The following is a 17,401-nucleotide window of genomic DNA, read 5'->3' as shown; positions in this document are numbered from 1 at the left end:
CAGATATAGTGCACCGTCTTTGACGGTACTTATAGTTTGTCACACCTTTTTGCATCTATAAGTAGTAAATTTATCCCTGAGTGAGAAAACGTCTCTATAAAAGGATTGGCAGCTTAAAACACATACTATAGGGAGATGACAGCAATGGAAAGCAACATTGAAGTATTGTCGACTGTGAAGGTTAGTAAATCCCTCGATATTTACAAAATTGTTGATTCGTTAAATCGCACCTTAAAAGAAAAAGATTTAATGTTTGGACTTGCACTTGATGAAGAAGACCAGGACCAGATGATTTTTACAATCTATCGTACATAATAGGGTGAGCGAATGCGAGTAATAGGAATAATTGCAGGCGTGATTTTAGCAGTTTTGATCTGGCAAGGCATTTCATTTTATTCTTCCGTAACCGATCAACCTGATCGGCTAGAAGAAAAAGCGATTGAGAGAGCTGAATCGGAATCGGTGATAGAAAAAGTTGATGAAGCGGTTCAATATCATGGTACAAATAGTGCATATGTTGTCTTAAAAGGTAGCGATGCAGATGGAGATCAGGTTTATGTTTTCGTGCCACGAAAGGATGGGGCGCTTGTCACAAAGAAAATAGAAGACGGCGTTACGTTAGAAGCCATCAAAAAGAAGCTTTCTGAAGAATTTTCTCCACAAGAAGTCATTAATATTAAACCAGGTATTGAAATCAATCAAGAAGAGAAGCAAGTGCTTGTATGGGAAGCCACATTCATTGATACCGACAACCGCTATACATTTGCATATTATTATTTTAGTAATGGTGAATATTGGCGATCTCGTTCAATAAAACAAAGTTAATGTGATTAAGGGAGGAAGAGAAATGAATTTATCTAAACGTGTAGCAGCTCTTACACCGTCTGCTACGCTTGAAATAACTGCAAAAGCAAAAGCATTGAAGGCTGAAGGACATGACGTTATCGCATTAGGTGCAGGTGAACCAGATTTTAATACACCATCTCACATTCTTGAAGCAGCGAAGAAAGCAATGGATGAAGGGTTAACAAAATATACTCCTTCTGGAGGCATTCTTCCTCTAAAAGAAAGCATTATCGCTAAATTCCAAGAAGATCAGAATATAACGTACAAAGCTGATGAAATTATTGTATGTACTGGAGCGAAGCATGCTCTCTACACATTGTTCCAGGTAATACTAGATGAAGGTGATGAGGTTATTATTCCTACACCTTACTGGGTTAGTTATCCTGAACAAGTTAAGCTTGCTGGTGGCAAGCCCGTTTATGTAGAAGGTAAAGAAGAACAGTCATTTAAAGTGACAATTTCTCAACTTGAAGCAGCAGTAACGTCCAATACAAAAGCTGTGATCATTAATTCTCCTTCTAATCCAACAGGATCGATCTATACACCTGAAGAGCTTAAGCAAATAGGTGCATTCTGTTTAGAGCATGACATTCTCATTGTTTCTGATGAGATTTATGAAAAGCTTGTGTATGATGGAGCAGAACATACTTCTATCGCACAGCTTTCACCTGAATTGAAGGATCAAACGATTATTATTAATGGAGTATCCAAATCCCATTCCATGACAGGTTGGAGAATCGGTTATGCTGCAGGGAGAAAAGAGATCATTAAAGCAATGACAAACCTTGCAAGCCATTCCACTTCAAATCCAACTTCCATTTCCCAATATGCAGCTCTAGCAGCGTATGAAGGGTCACAGGAGCCTGTTAGTGAAATGAAAGAAGCATTTGAAGGTAGATTAAACACCGTTTATGAACAATTAAATGCGATTCCTGGATTTACATGTGTGAAGCCACAAGGAGCATTCTATCTTTTCCCTAATGCTAAAGAAGCGGCAGAGAAGACAGGTTTTGATTCTGTTGATGCGTTTGTAAAAGGCCTTCTTGAAGAAGAGAAAGTAGCGCTTGTACCTGGATCCGGCTTTGGTTCTCCTGATAATGTTAGGCTTTCATATGCAACATCACTTGAGGTGATTCTTGAAGCCATAAATCGAATTGAACGATTTGTTAAAACGAAACAGACAGTTTAAGCAAGTTGTTGTATGGTCAAATAATCGGTATAATAAGAACCGAACAATAGATTCATCTATTTAAACAAATTAATTCATGGCGCTATTCTCTTATTGTATAAAGAATGTGCGCCAATTTTTTCTAATTAGTTGGAGGGAAATAAGAAGTGAAAACAACGATTTCTAACGTAAATAAACAGGTTGAACAAACCGTTACAATTGGAGCCTGGTTACATAATAAACGTTCAAGCGGAAAGATCCAGTTTCTTCAGCTTCGCGATGGAACGGGATTCATTCAAGGCGTTATGGTTAAGAAGGAAGTAACAGAAGAAGCATGGGAAGCTGCTAAGAATTTAACTCAAGAATCTTCAGTATGGGTGACAGGAGTTGTCCGTGAAGATGATCGTTCACAATCAGGATATGAATTAACTGTTACTAACATTGAATTAATTCATGAAGCTGTGGATTATCCAATTACGCCAAAAGAGCATGGTACAGAATTCTTAATGGATAATCGTCACCTTTGGATTCGCTCTAGACGCCAAAACGCTATTCTTCGCATTCGAAATGAGATTATTCGTGCAACTTATCAATTCTTTAATGAAAATGACTTCGTTAAAATTGATCCGCCTATTCTAACAGGGAGCTCTGCAGAAGGTACAACAGATCTTTTCCATACAAAATATTTTGAAGAAGATGCTTATCTATCACAGAGTGGACAACTTTATATGGAAGCAGCAGCTATGGCTTTTGGACGCGTCTTTTCTTTTGGTCCAACATTCCGAGCTGAAAAATCAAAAACGCGCCGTCATTTAATCGAATTTTGGATGATTGAGCCTGAGATGGCATTTATGAATCATGACGAAAGTCTTGAAGTTCAAGAGCAGTATGTTAGCTTCCTTGTAAAATCTGTATTAGATAATTGTCAACTTGAGTTAAAAACACTTGAACGTGATGTTTCGAAACTAGAAGCGATTCAAGCGCCATTCCCTCGCATTTCTTATGATGATGCGATTACGCTATTGAAAGATAAAGGCTTTACAGATATTGAATGGGGCGAAGATTTCGGTGCTCCTCATGAAACTGCAATCGCTGAAAGCTTTGAGAAACCAGTGTTCATTACTAATTATCCTAAGGACATTAAGGCGTTCTATATGAAGCCTGATCCTGAGCGTGAAGAAGTTGTTCTATGCGCTGATTTAATCGCTCCAGAAGGTTATGGTGAAATCATTGGAGGTAGTCAGAGAATTGATGATTTAGCACTTATGGAGCAGCGATATGAAGAACATAGTCTTACAGACGATGCATATAAATGGTATCTTGAACTTCGCCGCTATGGTTCTGTTCCACATTCTGGTTTTGGTCTTGGATTAGAACGAACTGTGGCATGGTTATCTGGTGTGGAACATGTGCGTGAAACAATTCCGTTCCCACGTCTTTTAAATAGACTATATCCGTGATAAACTAACAAAGCTGACGCTTCTTTCAATGTGAAAGAAGCGTCTTTATCTGATGAAAAAGCCGTAGGTTAAAGCATTTCACGAAGTGAAGATGGATAAGATTAGAAGATGAGAGGAAAAAATGGTATGTACGTGAAAGTACATAGCCAGATTTTTCTACTCCCATCACAAAATGCCGGCGTGCTATAATGAAAGGTAGAGGTGGATGGGATGAAGAAGGAACACATCATTCAAATCATTAATGAAGGTCATGTTTCAGTACCAAGGCTCTTGCTCAATTACTATGTTAGCGTTGGTTTACATGAAGAAGATGCCTTCTTTTTAATTAGACTACACAGTTTTATTGAACGGGGGAATTCTTTTCCAACACCGGAGGAACTTGCCCAAGCAATGACATATTCACCACAAGCTTGTCTAGATAAAATACAGCAGCTTATGCAAAAAGGTGTTTTAACGATCGAGGAACACCAGAATGAATCGAAGAATTATTATTCTGAAGTCTATTCGCTAATCCCGTTGTGGGAGCGAATTTTTAAGGCGATCGAGCAAGAAGAAGCAGAGAAGGCTGCTGCGAAAAACGATGAGAATGAAGAAAGTCTTTACACGTTGTTTGAGCGTGAATTTGCAAGGCCACTTTCCCCCATTGAATGCGAGACGCTTGCCATGTGGATAGATGGTGATAAGCATGATGCTGAGTTAATTAAAGGGGCGTTAAAAGAAGCTGTTCTTGCTGGAAAGCTAAACTTTCGCTACATTGACCGCATACTCTTTGAATGGAAGCGAAACGGCATTAAGACATTAGAGCAGGCACGTTCCTACGGAGAGAAGTTTAGAAAGCACCAATATGATAAAAAAGCACCTGCTAAGCCTGATGTGAAGAAAGATTCAGGTCAGAGTGCTCCTATATATAACTGGCTTGGAAGATAGGTCATATGTAAAGCGGAAGTGTTGCTTCCGCTTTTTGTTTATGAACAAATTAAAGCCTATACTAGACATAAGAAAGGAAGACGGACTTTTGCTAACGAAAGCCAAGATAAGAACAGTTCTTGATACGATGGGAGAGATGTTTCCAGATGCCCATTGTGAATTGAATCATTCTACTCCATTTGAGCTTGCTATTGCAGTTGTATTATCAGCTCAATGTACAGATGCATTAGTAAACAAAGTTACTCCTGGTTTATTTGAAAAATATAACGGTCCTGAAGACTTTCTTCAAGTACCCATAGAAGAACTCGAGAACGATATAAGAAGGATCGGCTTATTTCGAAATAAAGCAAAAAATATAAAAAAGCTTGCCAGAACGGTTGTTGAACAATATGGCGGTTCTCTTCCTGAATCGAGGGAAGAGCTAATGGAGCTCTCAGGTGTTGGAAGAAAAACGGCTAACGTCATTGCTTCAGTAGCTTTTGATGTTCCGGCGATCGCCGTGGATACCCACGTTGAGAGAGTGAGCAAGAGGCTCGGTATATGCAGATGGAAGGATTCCGTTCTAGAAGTTGAGAAGACGCTCATGAGAAAAATTCCAGAAGAGGAGTGGTCCGTTTCTCACCATCGTTTTATTTTCTTTGGAAGGTACCATTGTAAAGCTCAATCTCCGCAATGTGAAATTTGTCCACTTCTCGAGCTATGCCGAGAAGGACAGAAGAGAATGAATCAGCGTGCTCGGAAAGGCAAATAGATTTTATGTATTATTACAATGAATTAATAAACAGAACTAGTTAGTCTTTAAATCAAATAAGTATAAATAAAGCCCAATCTGCATTGCAGATTGGGCTTTAAAGCTATTCTTCCTCATTAGGTGGTGTGCTGGCTGGTGGAGCGTTTGAACCTGTGTTTCCTGTGTCACCAGGATTATCAGTCTCAGATCCAGAATCATTGCCAGATCCAGAACCGTCACTAGAACCGTTCCCAGACCCGTTACCAGGATTTTCTCCAGAACCATTGTTTCCTTGATCCTGGCCTCCGTTACCACTTTCATCAGTGTTGCCACTTTGGTCGTCAGCTGGAGGTTCTTCTTCTCCCTGATTGTCACCACTGTTTCCGTCTCCAGCATCGCTATTTTCATCATTACCTTCGTCCGGCGGTGTTTCACTATCTTCGTTTGTATCTTCTTCTGTAGGCTCCTCAGGTTCCTGTTCTTCTTCTTTAGGAACTGATACGGATGTTTCAGCCGGCTTCGTTGATACTCCTGAGTCTGAAACGGCTGTTACTTTAAATTTATATTCGCTACCTTTTTGGGCATTTTCTAACGTAAATCCAGTATCTCCTGTTTCGGTCACCCCTTGATAACCTCCACCATTTACAGCCATTTCCACTTTATAAGTGAAGCTCTTATCTTCACCAGGCTGCCATGATAGTGAAATGCTATTGGAGTCAGCATTATACTTTCCAGAAAGTCCTTTGACGCCGTCTGGTTGTTTGTACTTATCAGAAGTCTTTTCTGGCGTACTACCTTTTACAAATAGCTCATAGACGATCTGATCCTTTGGCGTGTAGTCACTTGGCAATAGACCAGTGCTTTTCTCAACGCCAACCTCTACGACCGAGTCGGGCTTCTGGAAGTCGGCAGTATTAATACCTTCAGATACTTGGCTCATAATTTCTTTGAAAAGGAGCTTGGAAGTATCATCTTCGCCTTTGCTAGAATCTAAATAGTGCTTATTTGGTTCGTTAAATCCTGTCCATACTGCCATGGAATACTCCGTAGTATATCCAGCAAACCAGGCATCTCTTACAATACCTGATGTAGGGAAGCCTTGTGATTGAACGACTTCTTGAGGATGGTTTGTCGTACCCGTTTTACCAGCGACAGGTAGACCGGAAATTTTAGCATCTGTTCCAGTTCCTTCGTTTACGACGGATTTAAGCATATCGCTAACCATGTAGGCTGTGTAATCATTCATTGCCTTTACTGGTTCAGGTTCGATGTTAATCTCTCTTCCGTCAGGAAAGACCACTTTTCGTACCGTGTGAGGCTCATTATACGTTCCACCGTTACCGAAAGCAGCATAAGCACCAGTCATTTGAAGGGGGGAGGTGCTAAATGTTCCGATAGCAGCAGTAGGTACCATGTCTTCATCTTTCAAATCCATACCAAGCTTGTTAGCAAACTCTTGAGCAGGTTCTTTACCAATCTCAAGGAAAGTGTTAACAGCCGGAACGTTATAAGACATCTCAAGAGCACGTCTCATTGATACTTGACCACGATACTCGCGGTCCCAGTTACGAATATTAGCGTCACCTATTTTTAGAGGCTCATCTTTAATGGAGCGGCCAGTTGACCACTGCTCGGTATCAATTGCAGGACCATAAGCAACAATCGGTTTAGCTGTTGATCCTGGCTGAAACTTTCCTGTTGTTGCGTAAGTAATCACGTTCTCATCTTTACGCGTTTCACCAATGGCTCTAATCGAACCAGTCTTAGTATCCATCAGGACAAGCCCTGATCGCATGTCTTCATTCGAATAAGGATAGTTTGCGATGACATCAGTTGTAATATCTTGAGCGCGCGTATCAAGGGTCGTGTAAATTTCAAGTCCCCCTGAGTAGATATCTTTTTCTGAAATATCATCACGTTCTCGTAGTTCTTTCACAACCTGATCCATGAAGACTTTATATTGATCTGTTTCTTTATCTTCTGTTAATGCAACAACCATGTCACTAACTTTTTCTGCTTGATATTTGTCAGCTTCCTCAGCTGTAATAACGCCCTGTTTTTCCATCAAGCTAAGAACAACATTTCTACGCTGTTCGGCCTGATCAGCGTATTCATATGGATTATAGTAGGTAGGACGCTGCGGAAGTCCCGCTAGTAGTGCGGCCTCTCCAGGTGTTAAGTCTTCTTCTGTAATGTTTTTGCCAAAATAAGTTTCGGCTGCATCAACAACTCCCCATGCACCATTACCGAAATAAATTTTATTTAAATACATTTCTAAGATCTGATCTTTTGAATATTCTTGTTCAAGCTTAATGGATAGATAAGCTTCTTGAACTTTTCGTTCTAATGATTTTTCAGATGTTAAGAGAGAGTTCTTGATGACCTGTTGTGTAATCGTACTAGCACCCTCGGCGCCAAACCCTTGCGTAATATTTGCAAGAACAGCTCCGCCAATCCTTCGTGGATCAATTCCAAAATGATCATAGAAACGAGTGTCTTCAACAGAGACAAAAGCATTTTTTAGAATATCCGGAATCTCATCAATTTTAGCGACTTCTCTTGCATCGGTTCCTGCGAGAGTTTGAACTTCTTCATCCTTTTTATCCAGTATGATGGAGGACTGTGGATTCGTAAGCTTTTCTGGATCTAGCTCTGGTGCATTGTTGATATAAGCAATAGAGGTGATTCCTCCAGCAACTAAACCAACTAAAAACAAAATAACGAGGGTTAGAAAGATTTTTTTGAAAATGCCTTTCTTCCCAGCTTTCTTCGGGGACTTCTTTTTCTTGTCATTTGATTTACGTCGTTCTTGACGTGATTGATATTCACTCATGAATATTCCTGCCTTTCAAGCCTGTACTGTTAATAGGATTCGAATGAATCCTTCATTTTATGAATTAAAACCAATTGTTTAATAACTGAAGTACATTTTATCAATAATTTTGATATAGTCAATGCGCGGTTGATAGGTATAAGGAATAAGCGTTCCCTGCTTTTCAATCTCTTCTTTTTTTATGGATTTTCTTCCACCATTTTTCATTGTTTCCCAGTGGGAAAAGAGCATAGCGGCATCCATTAAGAAAACTTCGTCAGTGATTGAAAAACGTAAAAGCACAAAGCATATTCCGTTATGCTCATGAACTTGTTTCATATGTTCAATTTGATGTTGATGAAAGTTACTTAATGGAAAAGCTGTTTTGTTTTTTGTTTCCTTCGCTTCAAAATCCACATATCTGCCTTTGTATACGCCATTATAATCAGTTGTAGATGCCTGCTTAAAGTAGGCCTCCTTTATCACGGCTGCGCTTCGTTTGGGGTAATCAACGTTAACAATTTGAACAGGCGTAGGCTTTTTGTGTATAACAGCTTTGCCTGTTGAGAGATAATACGTATTACTATGATTAATATCTTCCTCTAATGTCATACCGCGATTGCTGTATGTTTTTTGTTTCTGACTTGCTAGCTGATTCTGAGCCGAAGGGACGTACGGCTTTCCGTTCGGATATCGAATCGGCACGTTAACCATCCTTTCTGTATAAAAGGTGCACTGAATCTATTTTACTTTACTTATTACGAGTTGTACGACAAAAATGTTTCAAGCAGGTGAAAAAAATTGTGGAGAACGTCCCTAAAACAATCACAAAAGCGATAGAAAAATGGAACATTGACAATATTTCACGTACCGTATTTTATCAGGAATTTTTCAATCGGAATCCAGAAATAAAATGGTCGTTCCTCGCCGCAATGGTTTCTAGAAATGCCGGTTGGAGTATGACTGACTTACAAGGAGAATGGTTTCCTAAGGCAATCAAGGAAGAGCAATTAATGAAGTTATTCCTCGCATATGAACGAGCTAATTGGATCATCTTTGCAGACGCAGCCCCACAGCTATTGCTCTATGAGCTAGGTAAGAAAGCAAGCACTTCCTTCTTCCATTTTGGTAGAGATCTTGGAATATCGTGCTTTATGTTAGAAGAATGGAAAACTTTTCTTGAGTTAGGTGATCAGGATCGTTTAATGACGGCGTTAATTATTAATGAGCAGCACGTGATTGAAGGACCGCTTATGGAACATCATTTATATGCTAAGAAGGTATTTCATTCATTGCTATTCACCATTCAAGATTGGTTCCATTTTAGCACAGTTCTTTTTCCGACAGTGAGGGGAGAGCTATTTGGTTTATCAGTTAGTGGTTTTCGTCATACCCGTAACCGAATTAAGCTAGGAAAAAGCTTAGCTAAGCTCCTCTTTCATCCTAATTATTTTAGTGCATTTTATCATTTTGCAATGAAAGTTGCTCCAACGGGATCACGCTACGATTATGAAAGGTTCATGGGGAAGAGAAGAGAGGGACCAATGTTAAGACAGGTTTATCCAATTATTCCTCATCATCAACAGGATAAGAAAGATTGGTTTAGAGGTCAATTACTAGTAAAAAAAATGATGAAAGTTGAAGCGGAATTACCAGATAAAGTTCTCATTTCAGATTGGTATGAAAGAAAGAGAAGTCAGATCAGAATTGCGATGGAAGTGGAAAATCTGCTCATACAAAAAAGCAGGAAATAGCCCTGCTTTTAAGTGGAAGGTCGATCTGGTCCTTCCATTTTCTTATTTCCATATCCAGTTCTAGTTTCTTCCTGAGTTTTGCCTTTACGTTTTGTTTGATCAAGTTTTTGCTTTTTGGTCATTATACTGACACCTCCTTACTTTAGTTTGAGCAGATGTTACAAAAACATTCCTATTCATTGTCGAAATCCTTTTCCTTTAGCATTAAACCACTACCTTTGCCGAAACCGTACTAGTTTTGTCAACGAAGAAGGCAAATAAAAAAGAAAGGCGAATATTACGTATACAAACTAACAGGCGAAGGCCTGAGAATGACAGAAGGGATGGGATTGCATGTTATTAAAAACAAAGCAAGTTTCGGATGAACTTGGTGTAAACCCTACTACTGTTCAGCGTTGGGTTAAGTATTTTGACCTATCATGTGAGAAGAATGAACTTGGCCACTTTTTATTTTCTAATGAAACACTTGAGGAGCTAAAATCGATTAAAAACGATTTAAGAAGGGGTTACTCAATGGAGAAAATTAAATCAGCTGGTAAAAACAATTCAAAAGTTGCAATGGTAACACCGGAACGATTTGAGCAAAGGTTAGATCGCTTCTCAGTAAGGCTAGAACAGCTTGAGCGACAGTTAGATGAAAAAGCTAATGAGGTTATCACCGTTCAAGTACTTCAGCATCGATCTGAACTGGAAGAGCTAGTCAAGAAAGTTTCTTCGTTAGAAGAAAAATTATCTGAGCTTGAGGATCATACTTCGATACAAGAGGCGGTAGGTCAGTCGACGGGCAAAGGCAAGCGTCCCTGGATCATGAGTTTATTCAGTTTCTAGAGATCTTTACGTTCCCTTCTGACCTTATGTCCTAAATGGATATAAGGTTTTTGTATGTGTTTGGTGACCAGTGAGTATGGTAGGATAAGGGAGTAGGGGTGAATGAAATGGAAGATACACAAAAATTATTAAAGCTAACAAAACAGCTAATCACAATAAATGAAGAAGCGAGAGTACAATATACTACTCGCACACATCTTGATACGTACAAAGTTAACTTCTATGAAGAAGTGAAACCTTTTGCCGATCGAGCACTTGAGATTTTGAAGGTATGGGAACCATTAGCAAGAGCATGGGTAATGGAAAACAAGCCTAAATATTTATATCCAATTCAAATTAAAAACACATTCGAAAATATAGAAATGGTTTCAGTTGTGGCGTGGCAGAAGGATACTGGACCTAAGAAATTTAATGAGCGTGTCCAATCTGTTGAATATGTACTTGAAAAAATAATTGAGCAAGTAACATAACGAGCTTGATGCTCGTTATTTAATGTATAATTTCACATACCATACTAAAATGAATAAATTTCCCTTTTTTTGAGTAACACTAAAGAAAAAGGGAGTGAGTTTATGACTGCGTATTTGTGCCCACGATGTAAAACCAATCGAATGAGATTTAATAAAATTGAGCAAAAAGCGACTTCAGTTAAATTAGATCCTCAATCTGGAGAAGTGATGTCTATTATAGAAGAGGGAAAAGCTGATCCATTCCATATGGTTTATAAAGGACCAAGCATACGAGTTCAATGTGGGGCATGTGGCGAAATTGGAGACGAAGAAACCTTTATTCAATTTGCTCGATCACATCCACGTGCTAATTCTTAATGACTTTTCCCTCCTTTATTCATGATATAGTGAGAATGTAAGGAGGGGGACAGGATGTTTGATCCAACTATATATGAGAATGTAAAAGTAGTTCTTGAGGGAGAGCTATATGATCGAGATCTTGATGGTGAGATCTCCATCATCAATCGAAAAGATCTGGTTGATTTAGCTTGTCTTTCAAGAAAGTATCAAGTAGAGTTTAGTGAAAATGAACATGTGAATGTAACGATTGAACTTTTTGCTGATCTAGCTAATTTCAGTGCGGAGCAGCTTAAGCTAGAGCATGTTCAAGCAGGATGTGAAATCAAAATTCTGTTTGATGTTGCCATATCAGATGCAGAGGACTGTGAACAGATTGAAGAAGATATCCGAAGTATTTGGGGTTATCGACCTGCTATCCGACAAACGATATCTTTCCCATACGAGGATGCGGAACAATTAAAGACTCACATTGTTTTAGAATTTAACCGTCGAATTAATGAAGATCAAATAAGTGATCTTTCGGAGTTAATTGCACATGCTGTACAAACTTCAACATTACTTGGAGAATAAAGAAGAAGGCGGATTGCTCCGCCCTCTATATCCATACTATGCAGTTGGTGATTAGTAGCTTCCGCCGCCCATTTGCTGTTCAGCCATTTGGACAAGGCGCTTAGTGATTTCTCCTCCAACAGAACCGTTAGAGCGAGCAGTGGAGTCTGGGCCAAGTTGAACGCCGAATTCGCTAGCAATTTCGTACTTCATTTGATCTAAAGCCTGTTGTACACCAGGGACTACCAGATTGTTTGAGCTATTGTTGTTTGCCATGTTGTGTACACCTCCTTGACTAATATAATGCTCAGGAGTAAAGAATGATATACAATCTTAATATAGGAACTTTTTGGTAGTTACGGAGACGTTCATTTTTCTGAAAATTTAGAGGGTTCTGTATTTGGGTAACGAATATGTTATTTAGAGACTAATGAACTGGAGGGATATAAGAATGGATCGCTTTATTACTAAGACAGGATTTTATCAAAACCTCGATAAAAGAAGGTTGGAATATTGGTTGGTGATATCTGAAGAAAATAAAGTGCTTGTATCCTGGGTCTGCTGGAGTGCCCCTCAAACCATGGTAGAGCAGTGGAAAGGATCGTATGCTTCTTAACTAAACCGCCCTGAGCGGTTTTTATTATGGTTGAATTTATTTTTACTTCTATCAAATTCAGGATTCACAAATAAAAAAGAAAATGAAAAATTAGTTCATTCCAATACTTTTATATTAAAAGTTGTTAGAGAGGGTATAAAGAAATAAGTATTTTCTGTTTTACCACTCTTAGCTATAATAGAAAACGGATCAGGTCTTTTATACTAGACAATGTATGAAAATATGGAACGAACAGTTTAAATAGCATTTAAAAGAAAGAGGAGCTTCCATGATTCTAAAACACTATTCGAATCTTATAATGGTCATATGTTTAACTGTAAGCTTATTTCCATCAGTAACGCAAGCACAGGAACTACCAAATGTAAGAAGCGAAACCGCTATACTGATCGATGGCAAAACAGGACAAATTCTTTTTAATAAGAATGGCAATGACGAAATGTACCCGGCGAGTATTACGAAAATTGTGACTGCATTTATGGCTGTTAAATCCGGAGAGATGGATGATATGGTAACGGTAAGCGAGCGTGCACGTAAAGCAGATGGTACTAGGGTGTATTTGAAAGAAGGAGAAATCGTTTCGTTAGAAAAATTAGTTAAAGGAATGATGGTTAATTCCGGAAATGACGCTGCAATCGCTATAGCTGAGCATTTAAGTGGAAGCGTGGAATCGTTTTCTGAAGATATGAACGAATTTTTACGTGAAGAAATTGGTGTCAAAAATACGAATTTTGTTAACCCAAATGGACTTTTTAATGAGAATCATGTAACGACTGCAGAAGATATGGCTAGAATAACACAGTACGCCATGAAAAATGAGCAGTTTCGATCTTTGATAGGAATCAAAAAATTAGAATGGGTTGGTGAAGATTGGGAAACGACGCTTATTAACCATCATCGACTCTTACTCGATTATGACTTTGTTACAGGTGGAAAAAATGGGTATGTCTCAGAGTCTGGCTTCACTTTAGTGACAACCGCATCAAAAGACGGTCAAGAATTGATTGCTGTTACGATGAAAGCAAACGATGATCAAATCGCTTATCAGGACACATTATCCATGCTTAACTATGGGTTTAATGCTTTCACGCCAGTTGAGTATAAGAAGGGGACTGATTTAGGAGTTGGAAATAATGAGGAATATAGTCTTTCTGAGGATATGACCCTTTATCAAGTTGGAGATGACGAGCTAGATCTTACCATATCTGATAACAATATTCTTGAAAGTAAAGGGGCTTCATATGTTTCCATTCTGGATGCTGATTTTCTTGAAGTGAATTCTTTAGAAGAAGACAAAGGTGCGACAATAGTGGAAAGTGAAACAAAACCAGCAGCAAAAGTAAAAGATGAAGAAACAGCATCATTGCTGTCTAGTGAAAATATTTTCTATTTTGGGATCGGCGTTTTTGTGGTAATTTTACTATCTTTATTTTTTGGAAGAAGTCACTCTTCTCAAAAAAGACATCGAACTTTTCCTTAAAATCAACTTTCAAACCTAACATTGAAAATTAAAAAAGGACCTCAGGGTCCTTTTTTAATTTTCAAGAAAGAACGATAGCTGTTTGACAGAGGTCATTCCTTGTCCAACTGAGGAGGCAATACTTGATAACAGCGGTCTAGTGCAAACATCTCCTGCAGCATAGACGAATGGCAGAGATGTTTCACCATAAGAGTTGCATCGAATGTATCCTTCCTGATCGACGTCAATGCCATCCTCGTAAGGTTCAGTGTTTGGTTTAACACCAATTCGAATGAACAGACCATCAACCATCATTGTAAAGTGATGATCTTCGTCAGCGAGGAATAGTTTCTTCTTTCCTTTTCCATCTATTTTTGTAATAAACGTTTTTGTTAGTATGTCGATGTTTGGGTGGAGCATGACAGGTTCTTTGTATTCCTTACGAGCTTTAAAACAATCAGAACGATGTATTAGTGTAACTTGAGAACCAGCTTCAGCAAGAAGAAGAGCTCCTTCGAATGCGCGGTCTCCGCCCCCGATTACAGCAACATGTTTGCCTTTGAATTTCAATTTATCTCGAGTTGCCGAGTATACTTCTTTTTGCTCGATCATTTCTTGTTCACCAGGAACATCTAGCCTACGTGGGGAAGACCCTGAAGCAATAAGCAAAGAGCGAAATATATATGAATTACCTTCTGCTGTTTGAAGTATCCGATTAGTCCAATCGATCGACTTTACGCGAGTGTTTGTAACATAATCGCACATGATTTCCTCAGCATGTTTTATGAACTGTTCCTGTAGAACCTGACCGTTTGCAACCACCATACCTGGGTAGTCTACAATTTGATTATAGATTGTACTTAATTGCCCCCCAAGGCTATCCTTTGCTTCAAGCAATAAATGATTAATGCCTAGTCTTTTAGCCCATATTCCAGCAGAAATTCCAGCGGGTCCTCCACCGATTATTAGCAAATCTGTTCGTTGAGTCACCACCGTACCCTCACTTCCATGTTGAAAGCCATTCTTCAAATTCCAACCAGTTATTCACGCGAGGGACGTCGACATATTGATTATAACGATAGTTCATCGCAATGGCCATTCTCCCTGAATTTTTAAATGCGATGAGGTTGTGTGGAGCATCATCAAATAATAAATCTCCGCGAATCATTTCTTTTCTATGCGAGAAAATCAAATTTCTTTTGCCGATAAACGGAAGGTGTTTTTCTACCCATTGTTCTTTTTCAGTGTAAGCATATGTACGGCTACTCGTGACAATCATAACATCATACACGGATGAAAGACGTTCCAATACTTCAATAGCATGTGGTAGAGGCTTGAGTTCAAGAAATAGACCTGGCTGATCAAGGTATTCATAAATTTTAGCTCCACACTCATTTTTTACATAGTCTTCAGATCGCCAGCATTCAAGTTTCTCAACAGACAAGTCGTCATTGTAATCATTATTGTATCTCTGGTGCCATTCAGACATAAGGTCACATATAACCGAGTCCATATCGATTAATAAGGTTTTCATTGTCTCACTTCTTTCATCATACATTCTTTATCACTATAACAGGCAAAGTTAATTGGAACAATTGTTCAGGAAAGGACATGGAACGAACGTTCTTGATTTTTGACTCATCAAAAAATGAATGAACTATAAATCGAAAATTAAGCTAACATAGCGTAACTAAAAAAAGCAAGAACCAAGTGGCTCTTGCTTGTTAAAAACTAACATTTAATAAAAGCTGTTCCTACTATAATAAGCAGGATAAATAGTACAACAATTAGCGCAAAGCCGTTTCCAGCTGGTCGGTGACAAGGCATGCCGTAAGAAGCTCCAGCTACTGGTTGGTAAGGCTCATTTCCGTATGGTGCATTGTTTGCATGATACATATTAGGTCCCCCTTTAAATTCTCTTTCTTTACCACTGTATGTTTCCGTCTAGAAAAGATATAGGCAGGAGCGGAGAGGAACCTAAATTAGGTGAATGTCCCATGTGAATTTCTTATGAACTAATGCCTTTGTCTTTCGTTTGGGCTTGCTTTAAGAAATTTAATTTGTAGTCATCTGTTAGTTCTTTCACTTCCTTACTAAGGAATAAGATCGCAATAACGTTTGGGATAACAAACAAGGCGAGTGTAATGTCGACTAGCTCCCAAACAAATTGAAGTCCTCCAATAGCTCCAACAAAAATAGAAATAATATAAACAAATCGCATTACTCTAGAAAAGGGTGTGCCAAATAAGTATTCAGCTTGTTTCTCACCATAAAAGACAAGGACACCTATCGTACTGATAACAAAAATCAATAGGAGGGAAGAAACAAAGATGGGGCCCCATGTAGCTCCCATTAGTCCAGAGAAAGCATCTGAAACCATATCAGCTGCATTTGAGGGTTTAACGTCTTTCCAAGCTCCTGAAAGAAGCACTGTAAAAGCTGTTACTGTGCAGAGAACGATTGTATCGATAAAAACGCTGAAAATGCCCCATAATCCCTGTCTACATGGATGAGGCGTATGTGCTGCAGAATGGGCAATAGACGCCGTACCCATACCAGCTTCGTTTGAATAAAGCCCTCTAGCAAGGCCCCATCTAACAGCTGCAGCAAAACCAGCTCCAGCAAAACCTCCAGCTGCTGAGATCGGTTGAAAAGCATGTACGAAAATAAGGTTCATAACAGCTGGAAACTCTTCTATATTAATCACCATAACGCCGATAGCGCCTGCAATATATGTAAGTACCATGAATGGAACAATCTTCTCAGCTACAGAACCAATTCTACGTATTCCACCGAATACAACAATTGATATAAGGATAATTAATAAGACACCTGTTACCCAAGTCGGTAATCCAAAAGAACTTTCTGAGAGTGTTGAAATGGAGTTGGTTTGGACCATGACACTTGGAATGATTTCAATCATCAGTCCAAAAGCGAATAGAGATGAAGCGAACTTCCATCCCAAGCCTTTTTTTATGTAATACATTGGGCCACCAACATACACGCCATTTTTGTCTTCCTCTCGGTATTTGATCCCAAGAACAATTTCCGAGAATTTTGTAGACATTCCAATTATAGCGACAATCCACATCCAGAAAATAGCGCCAGGTCCTCCAAAAGCGATTGCCACAGGAACCCCAACAATGTTTGTAGCACCTGCAGTAGATGCAAGAGCGGAGGCAAAGGCCTGAAATGGTGATATTGTGCCATCTCCTTTTTCTTTTTTGAAAATTTTACCAATGGTATGTTTTAAAGCGTGGGGAAAAAAGATTATTTGAAAGAAGCCGAGGCGGATTGTTAAAAATAATCCACCGCCTAAGAGTAAAATCATCATAGGATAACCCCAGATGAACGCGGAAAATTCGGTTATTGCATTAAGAATATAGTCCATATCAATCTCTCCCTATAGGTAATACTCATTTAATTATCCATATAAAGGGAGGCTG

20 protein-coding genes are annotated in these 17,401 nt (G+C 38.9%); 13 read left to right on the top strand and 7 right to left on the bottom strand.

Annotated elements, in window-relative coordinates; genetic code table 11:
- Positions 1 to 144 precede the first annotated feature (144 nt).
- The 6 genes from AC0VYJ_RS12810 to nth all read left to right on the top strand — a co-directional run bounded on the left by AC0VYJ_RS12810 (position 145) and on the right by nth (position 5,152).
- Complete coding sequence (locus AC0VYJ_RS12810; RefSeq protein WP_098443938.1) at positions 145 to 315, top strand: YpmA family protein; 171 nt, start codon at positions 145 to 147, stop codon at positions 313 to 315.
- A 12-nt stretch (positions 316 to 327) separates the two neighbouring features.
- On the top strand, positions 328 to 825 hold the full coding sequence (locus tag AC0VYJ_RS12805; protein ID WP_283154073.1) for a cell wall elongation regulator TseB-like domain-containing protein: 498 nt from the start codon (positions 328 to 330) through the stop codon (positions 823 to 825).
- A 22-nt stretch (positions 826 to 847) separates the two neighbouring features.
- Positions 848 to 2,035: a pyridoxal phosphate-dependent aminotransferase gene (locus AC0VYJ_RS12800; protein WP_194221891.1), complete on the top strand. Its 1,188-nt coding sequence runs from the start codon at positions 848 to 850 to the stop codon at positions 2,033 to 2,035.
- 146 nt (positions 2,036 to 2,181) lie between these two features.
- Positions 2,182 to 3,474: an asparagine--tRNA ligase gene (asnS, locus tag AC0VYJ_RS12795; RefSeq protein WP_475365364.1), complete on the top strand. Its 1,293-nt coding sequence runs from the start codon at positions 2,182 to 2,184 to the stop codon at positions 3,472 to 3,474.
- A gap of 210 nt (positions 3,475 to 3,684) precedes the next feature.
- Positions 3,685 to 4,401: a DnaD domain-containing protein gene (locus AC0VYJ_RS12790; RefSeq protein WP_475365363.1), complete on the top strand. Its 717-nt coding sequence runs from the start codon at positions 3,685 to 3,687 to the stop codon at positions 4,399 to 4,401.
- Positions 4,402 to 4,489: 88 nt separating this feature from the next.
- Entirely contained in the window at positions 4,490 to 5,152 is a 663-nt protein-coding gene (gene nth, locus AC0VYJ_RS12785) for an endonuclease III (RefSeq protein WP_475365362.1), read from the top strand.
- Between the two features lie 103 nt (positions 5,153 to 5,255).
- Here nth and AC0VYJ_RS12780 read toward each other — a convergent pair whose 3' ends face one another.
- Positions 5,256 to 7,964 (bottom strand): PBP1A family penicillin-binding protein, encoded by a 2,709-nt coding sequence (locus AC0VYJ_RS12780; RefSeq protein ID WP_475365361.1) that lies wholly within the window; start codon positions 7,962 to 7,964, stop codon positions 5,256 to 5,258.
- A gap of 78 nt (positions 7,965 to 8,042) precedes the next feature.
- Positions 8,043 to 8,648, bottom strand: coding sequence for a Holliday junction resolvase RecU (gene recU / locus AC0VYJ_RS12775; protein ID WP_194221886.1), 606 nt, complete (start codon positions 8,646 to 8,648; stop codon positions 8,043 to 8,045).
- Between the two features lie 98 nt (positions 8,649 to 8,746).
- Between recU and AC0VYJ_RS12770 the strand changes: the two genes are divergently transcribed.
- From AC0VYJ_RS12770 to AC0VYJ_RS12750, 5 genes are all read left to right on the top strand, one after another.
- Complete coding sequence (locus tag AC0VYJ_RS12770; protein WP_475365360.1) at positions 8,747 to 9,697, top strand: DUF2515 family protein; 951 nt, start codon at positions 8,747 to 8,749, stop codon at positions 9,695 to 9,697.
- A gap of 333 nt (positions 9,698 to 10,030) precedes the next feature.
- On the top strand, positions 10,031 to 10,525 hold the full coding sequence (locus AC0VYJ_RS12765) for a MerR family transcriptional regulator (protein WP_283154077.1): 495 nt from the start codon (positions 10,031 to 10,033) through the stop codon (positions 10,523 to 10,525).
- A 107-nt stretch (positions 10,526 to 10,632) separates the two neighbouring features.
- Complete coding sequence (locus AC0VYJ_RS12760) at positions 10,633 to 10,995, top strand: YppE family protein (protein ID WP_194221884.1); 363 nt, start codon at positions 10,633 to 10,635, stop codon at positions 10,993 to 10,995.
- Positions 10,996 to 11,097: 102 nt separating this feature from the next.
- Entirely contained in the window at positions 11,098 to 11,352 is a 255-nt protein-coding gene (locus AC0VYJ_RS12755; RefSeq protein WP_194221883.1) for a DNA alkylation repair protein, read from the top strand.
- 54 nt (positions 11,353 to 11,406) lie between these two features.
- Positions 11,407 to 11,904, top strand: a complete 498-nt coding sequence (locus AC0VYJ_RS12750; RefSeq protein WP_475365359.1) for a hypothetical protein — start codon at positions 11,407 to 11,409, stop codon at positions 11,902 to 11,904.
- 51 nt (positions 11,905 to 11,955) lie between these two features.
- Here the strand turns inward: AC0VYJ_RS12750 and AC0VYJ_RS12745 are convergent, their stop codons facing one another.
- A complete protein-coding gene (locus AC0VYJ_RS12745; protein WP_098443926.1) occupies positions 11,956 to 12,159 on the bottom strand; it encodes an alpha/beta-type small acid-soluble spore protein in 204 nt (67 codons plus the stop codon).
- A gap of 175 nt (positions 12,160 to 12,334) precedes the next feature.
- On the opposite strand from AC0VYJ_RS12745, the gene AC0VYJ_RS12740 reads away from it, so the two are divergent.
- Positions 12,335 to 12,499: a hypothetical protein gene (locus AC0VYJ_RS12740; RefSeq protein WP_194221881.1), complete on the top strand. Its 165-nt coding sequence runs from the start codon at positions 12,335 to 12,337 to the stop codon at positions 12,497 to 12,499.
- 268 nt (positions 12,500 to 12,767) lie between these two features.
- Positions 12,768 to 13,976 carry a D-alanyl-D-alanine carboxypeptidase family protein gene (locus AC0VYJ_RS12735; protein WP_430243027.1) on the top strand — a complete coding sequence of 403 codons (1,209 nt, stop codon included), beginning with the start codon at positions 12,768 to 12,770 and terminating at the stop codon, positions 13,974 to 13,976.
- Positions 13,977 to 14,030: 54 nt separating this feature from the next.
- Here the strand turns inward: AC0VYJ_RS12735 and AC0VYJ_RS12730 are convergent, their stop codons facing one another.
- The 4 genes from AC0VYJ_RS12730 to AC0VYJ_RS12715 form a co-directional block, all read right to left on the bottom strand.
- Positions 14,031 to 14,945 (bottom strand): NAD(P)/FAD-dependent oxidoreductase, encoded by a 915-nt coding sequence (locus AC0VYJ_RS12730; protein WP_475365358.1) that lies wholly within the window; start codon positions 14,943 to 14,945, stop codon positions 14,031 to 14,033.
- Positions 14,946 to 14,955: 10 nt separating this feature from the next.
- Positions 14,956 to 15,489: a 5' nucleotidase, NT5C type gene (locus AC0VYJ_RS12725; protein ID WP_475365357.1), complete on the bottom strand. Its 534-nt coding sequence runs from the start codon at positions 15,487 to 15,489 to the stop codon at positions 14,956 to 14,958.
- Positions 15,490 to 15,686: 197 nt separating this feature from the next.
- A complete protein-coding gene (locus tag AC0VYJ_RS12720) occupies positions 15,687 to 15,851 on the bottom strand; it encodes a YjcZ family sporulation protein (RefSeq protein ID WP_370314233.1) in 165 nt (54 codons plus the stop codon).
- Positions 15,852 to 15,963: 112 nt separating this feature from the next.
- Positions 15,964 to 17,346 (bottom strand): alanine/glycine:cation symporter family protein, encoded by a 1,383-nt coding sequence (locus tag AC0VYJ_RS12715; protein WP_475365356.1) that lies wholly within the window; start codon positions 17,344 to 17,346, stop codon positions 15,964 to 15,966.
- Positions 17,347 to 17,401 lie beyond the last annotated feature (55 nt).

The sequence above is a fragment of the Anaerobacillus sp. 63XJN7_5_ISO-PGPR-S23-430 genome (genome assembly GCF_056173695.1).
The sequence above is the reverse complement of the archived record's forward strand: the minus strand, read 5'-3'. Positions and strand labels throughout refer to the sequence as shown.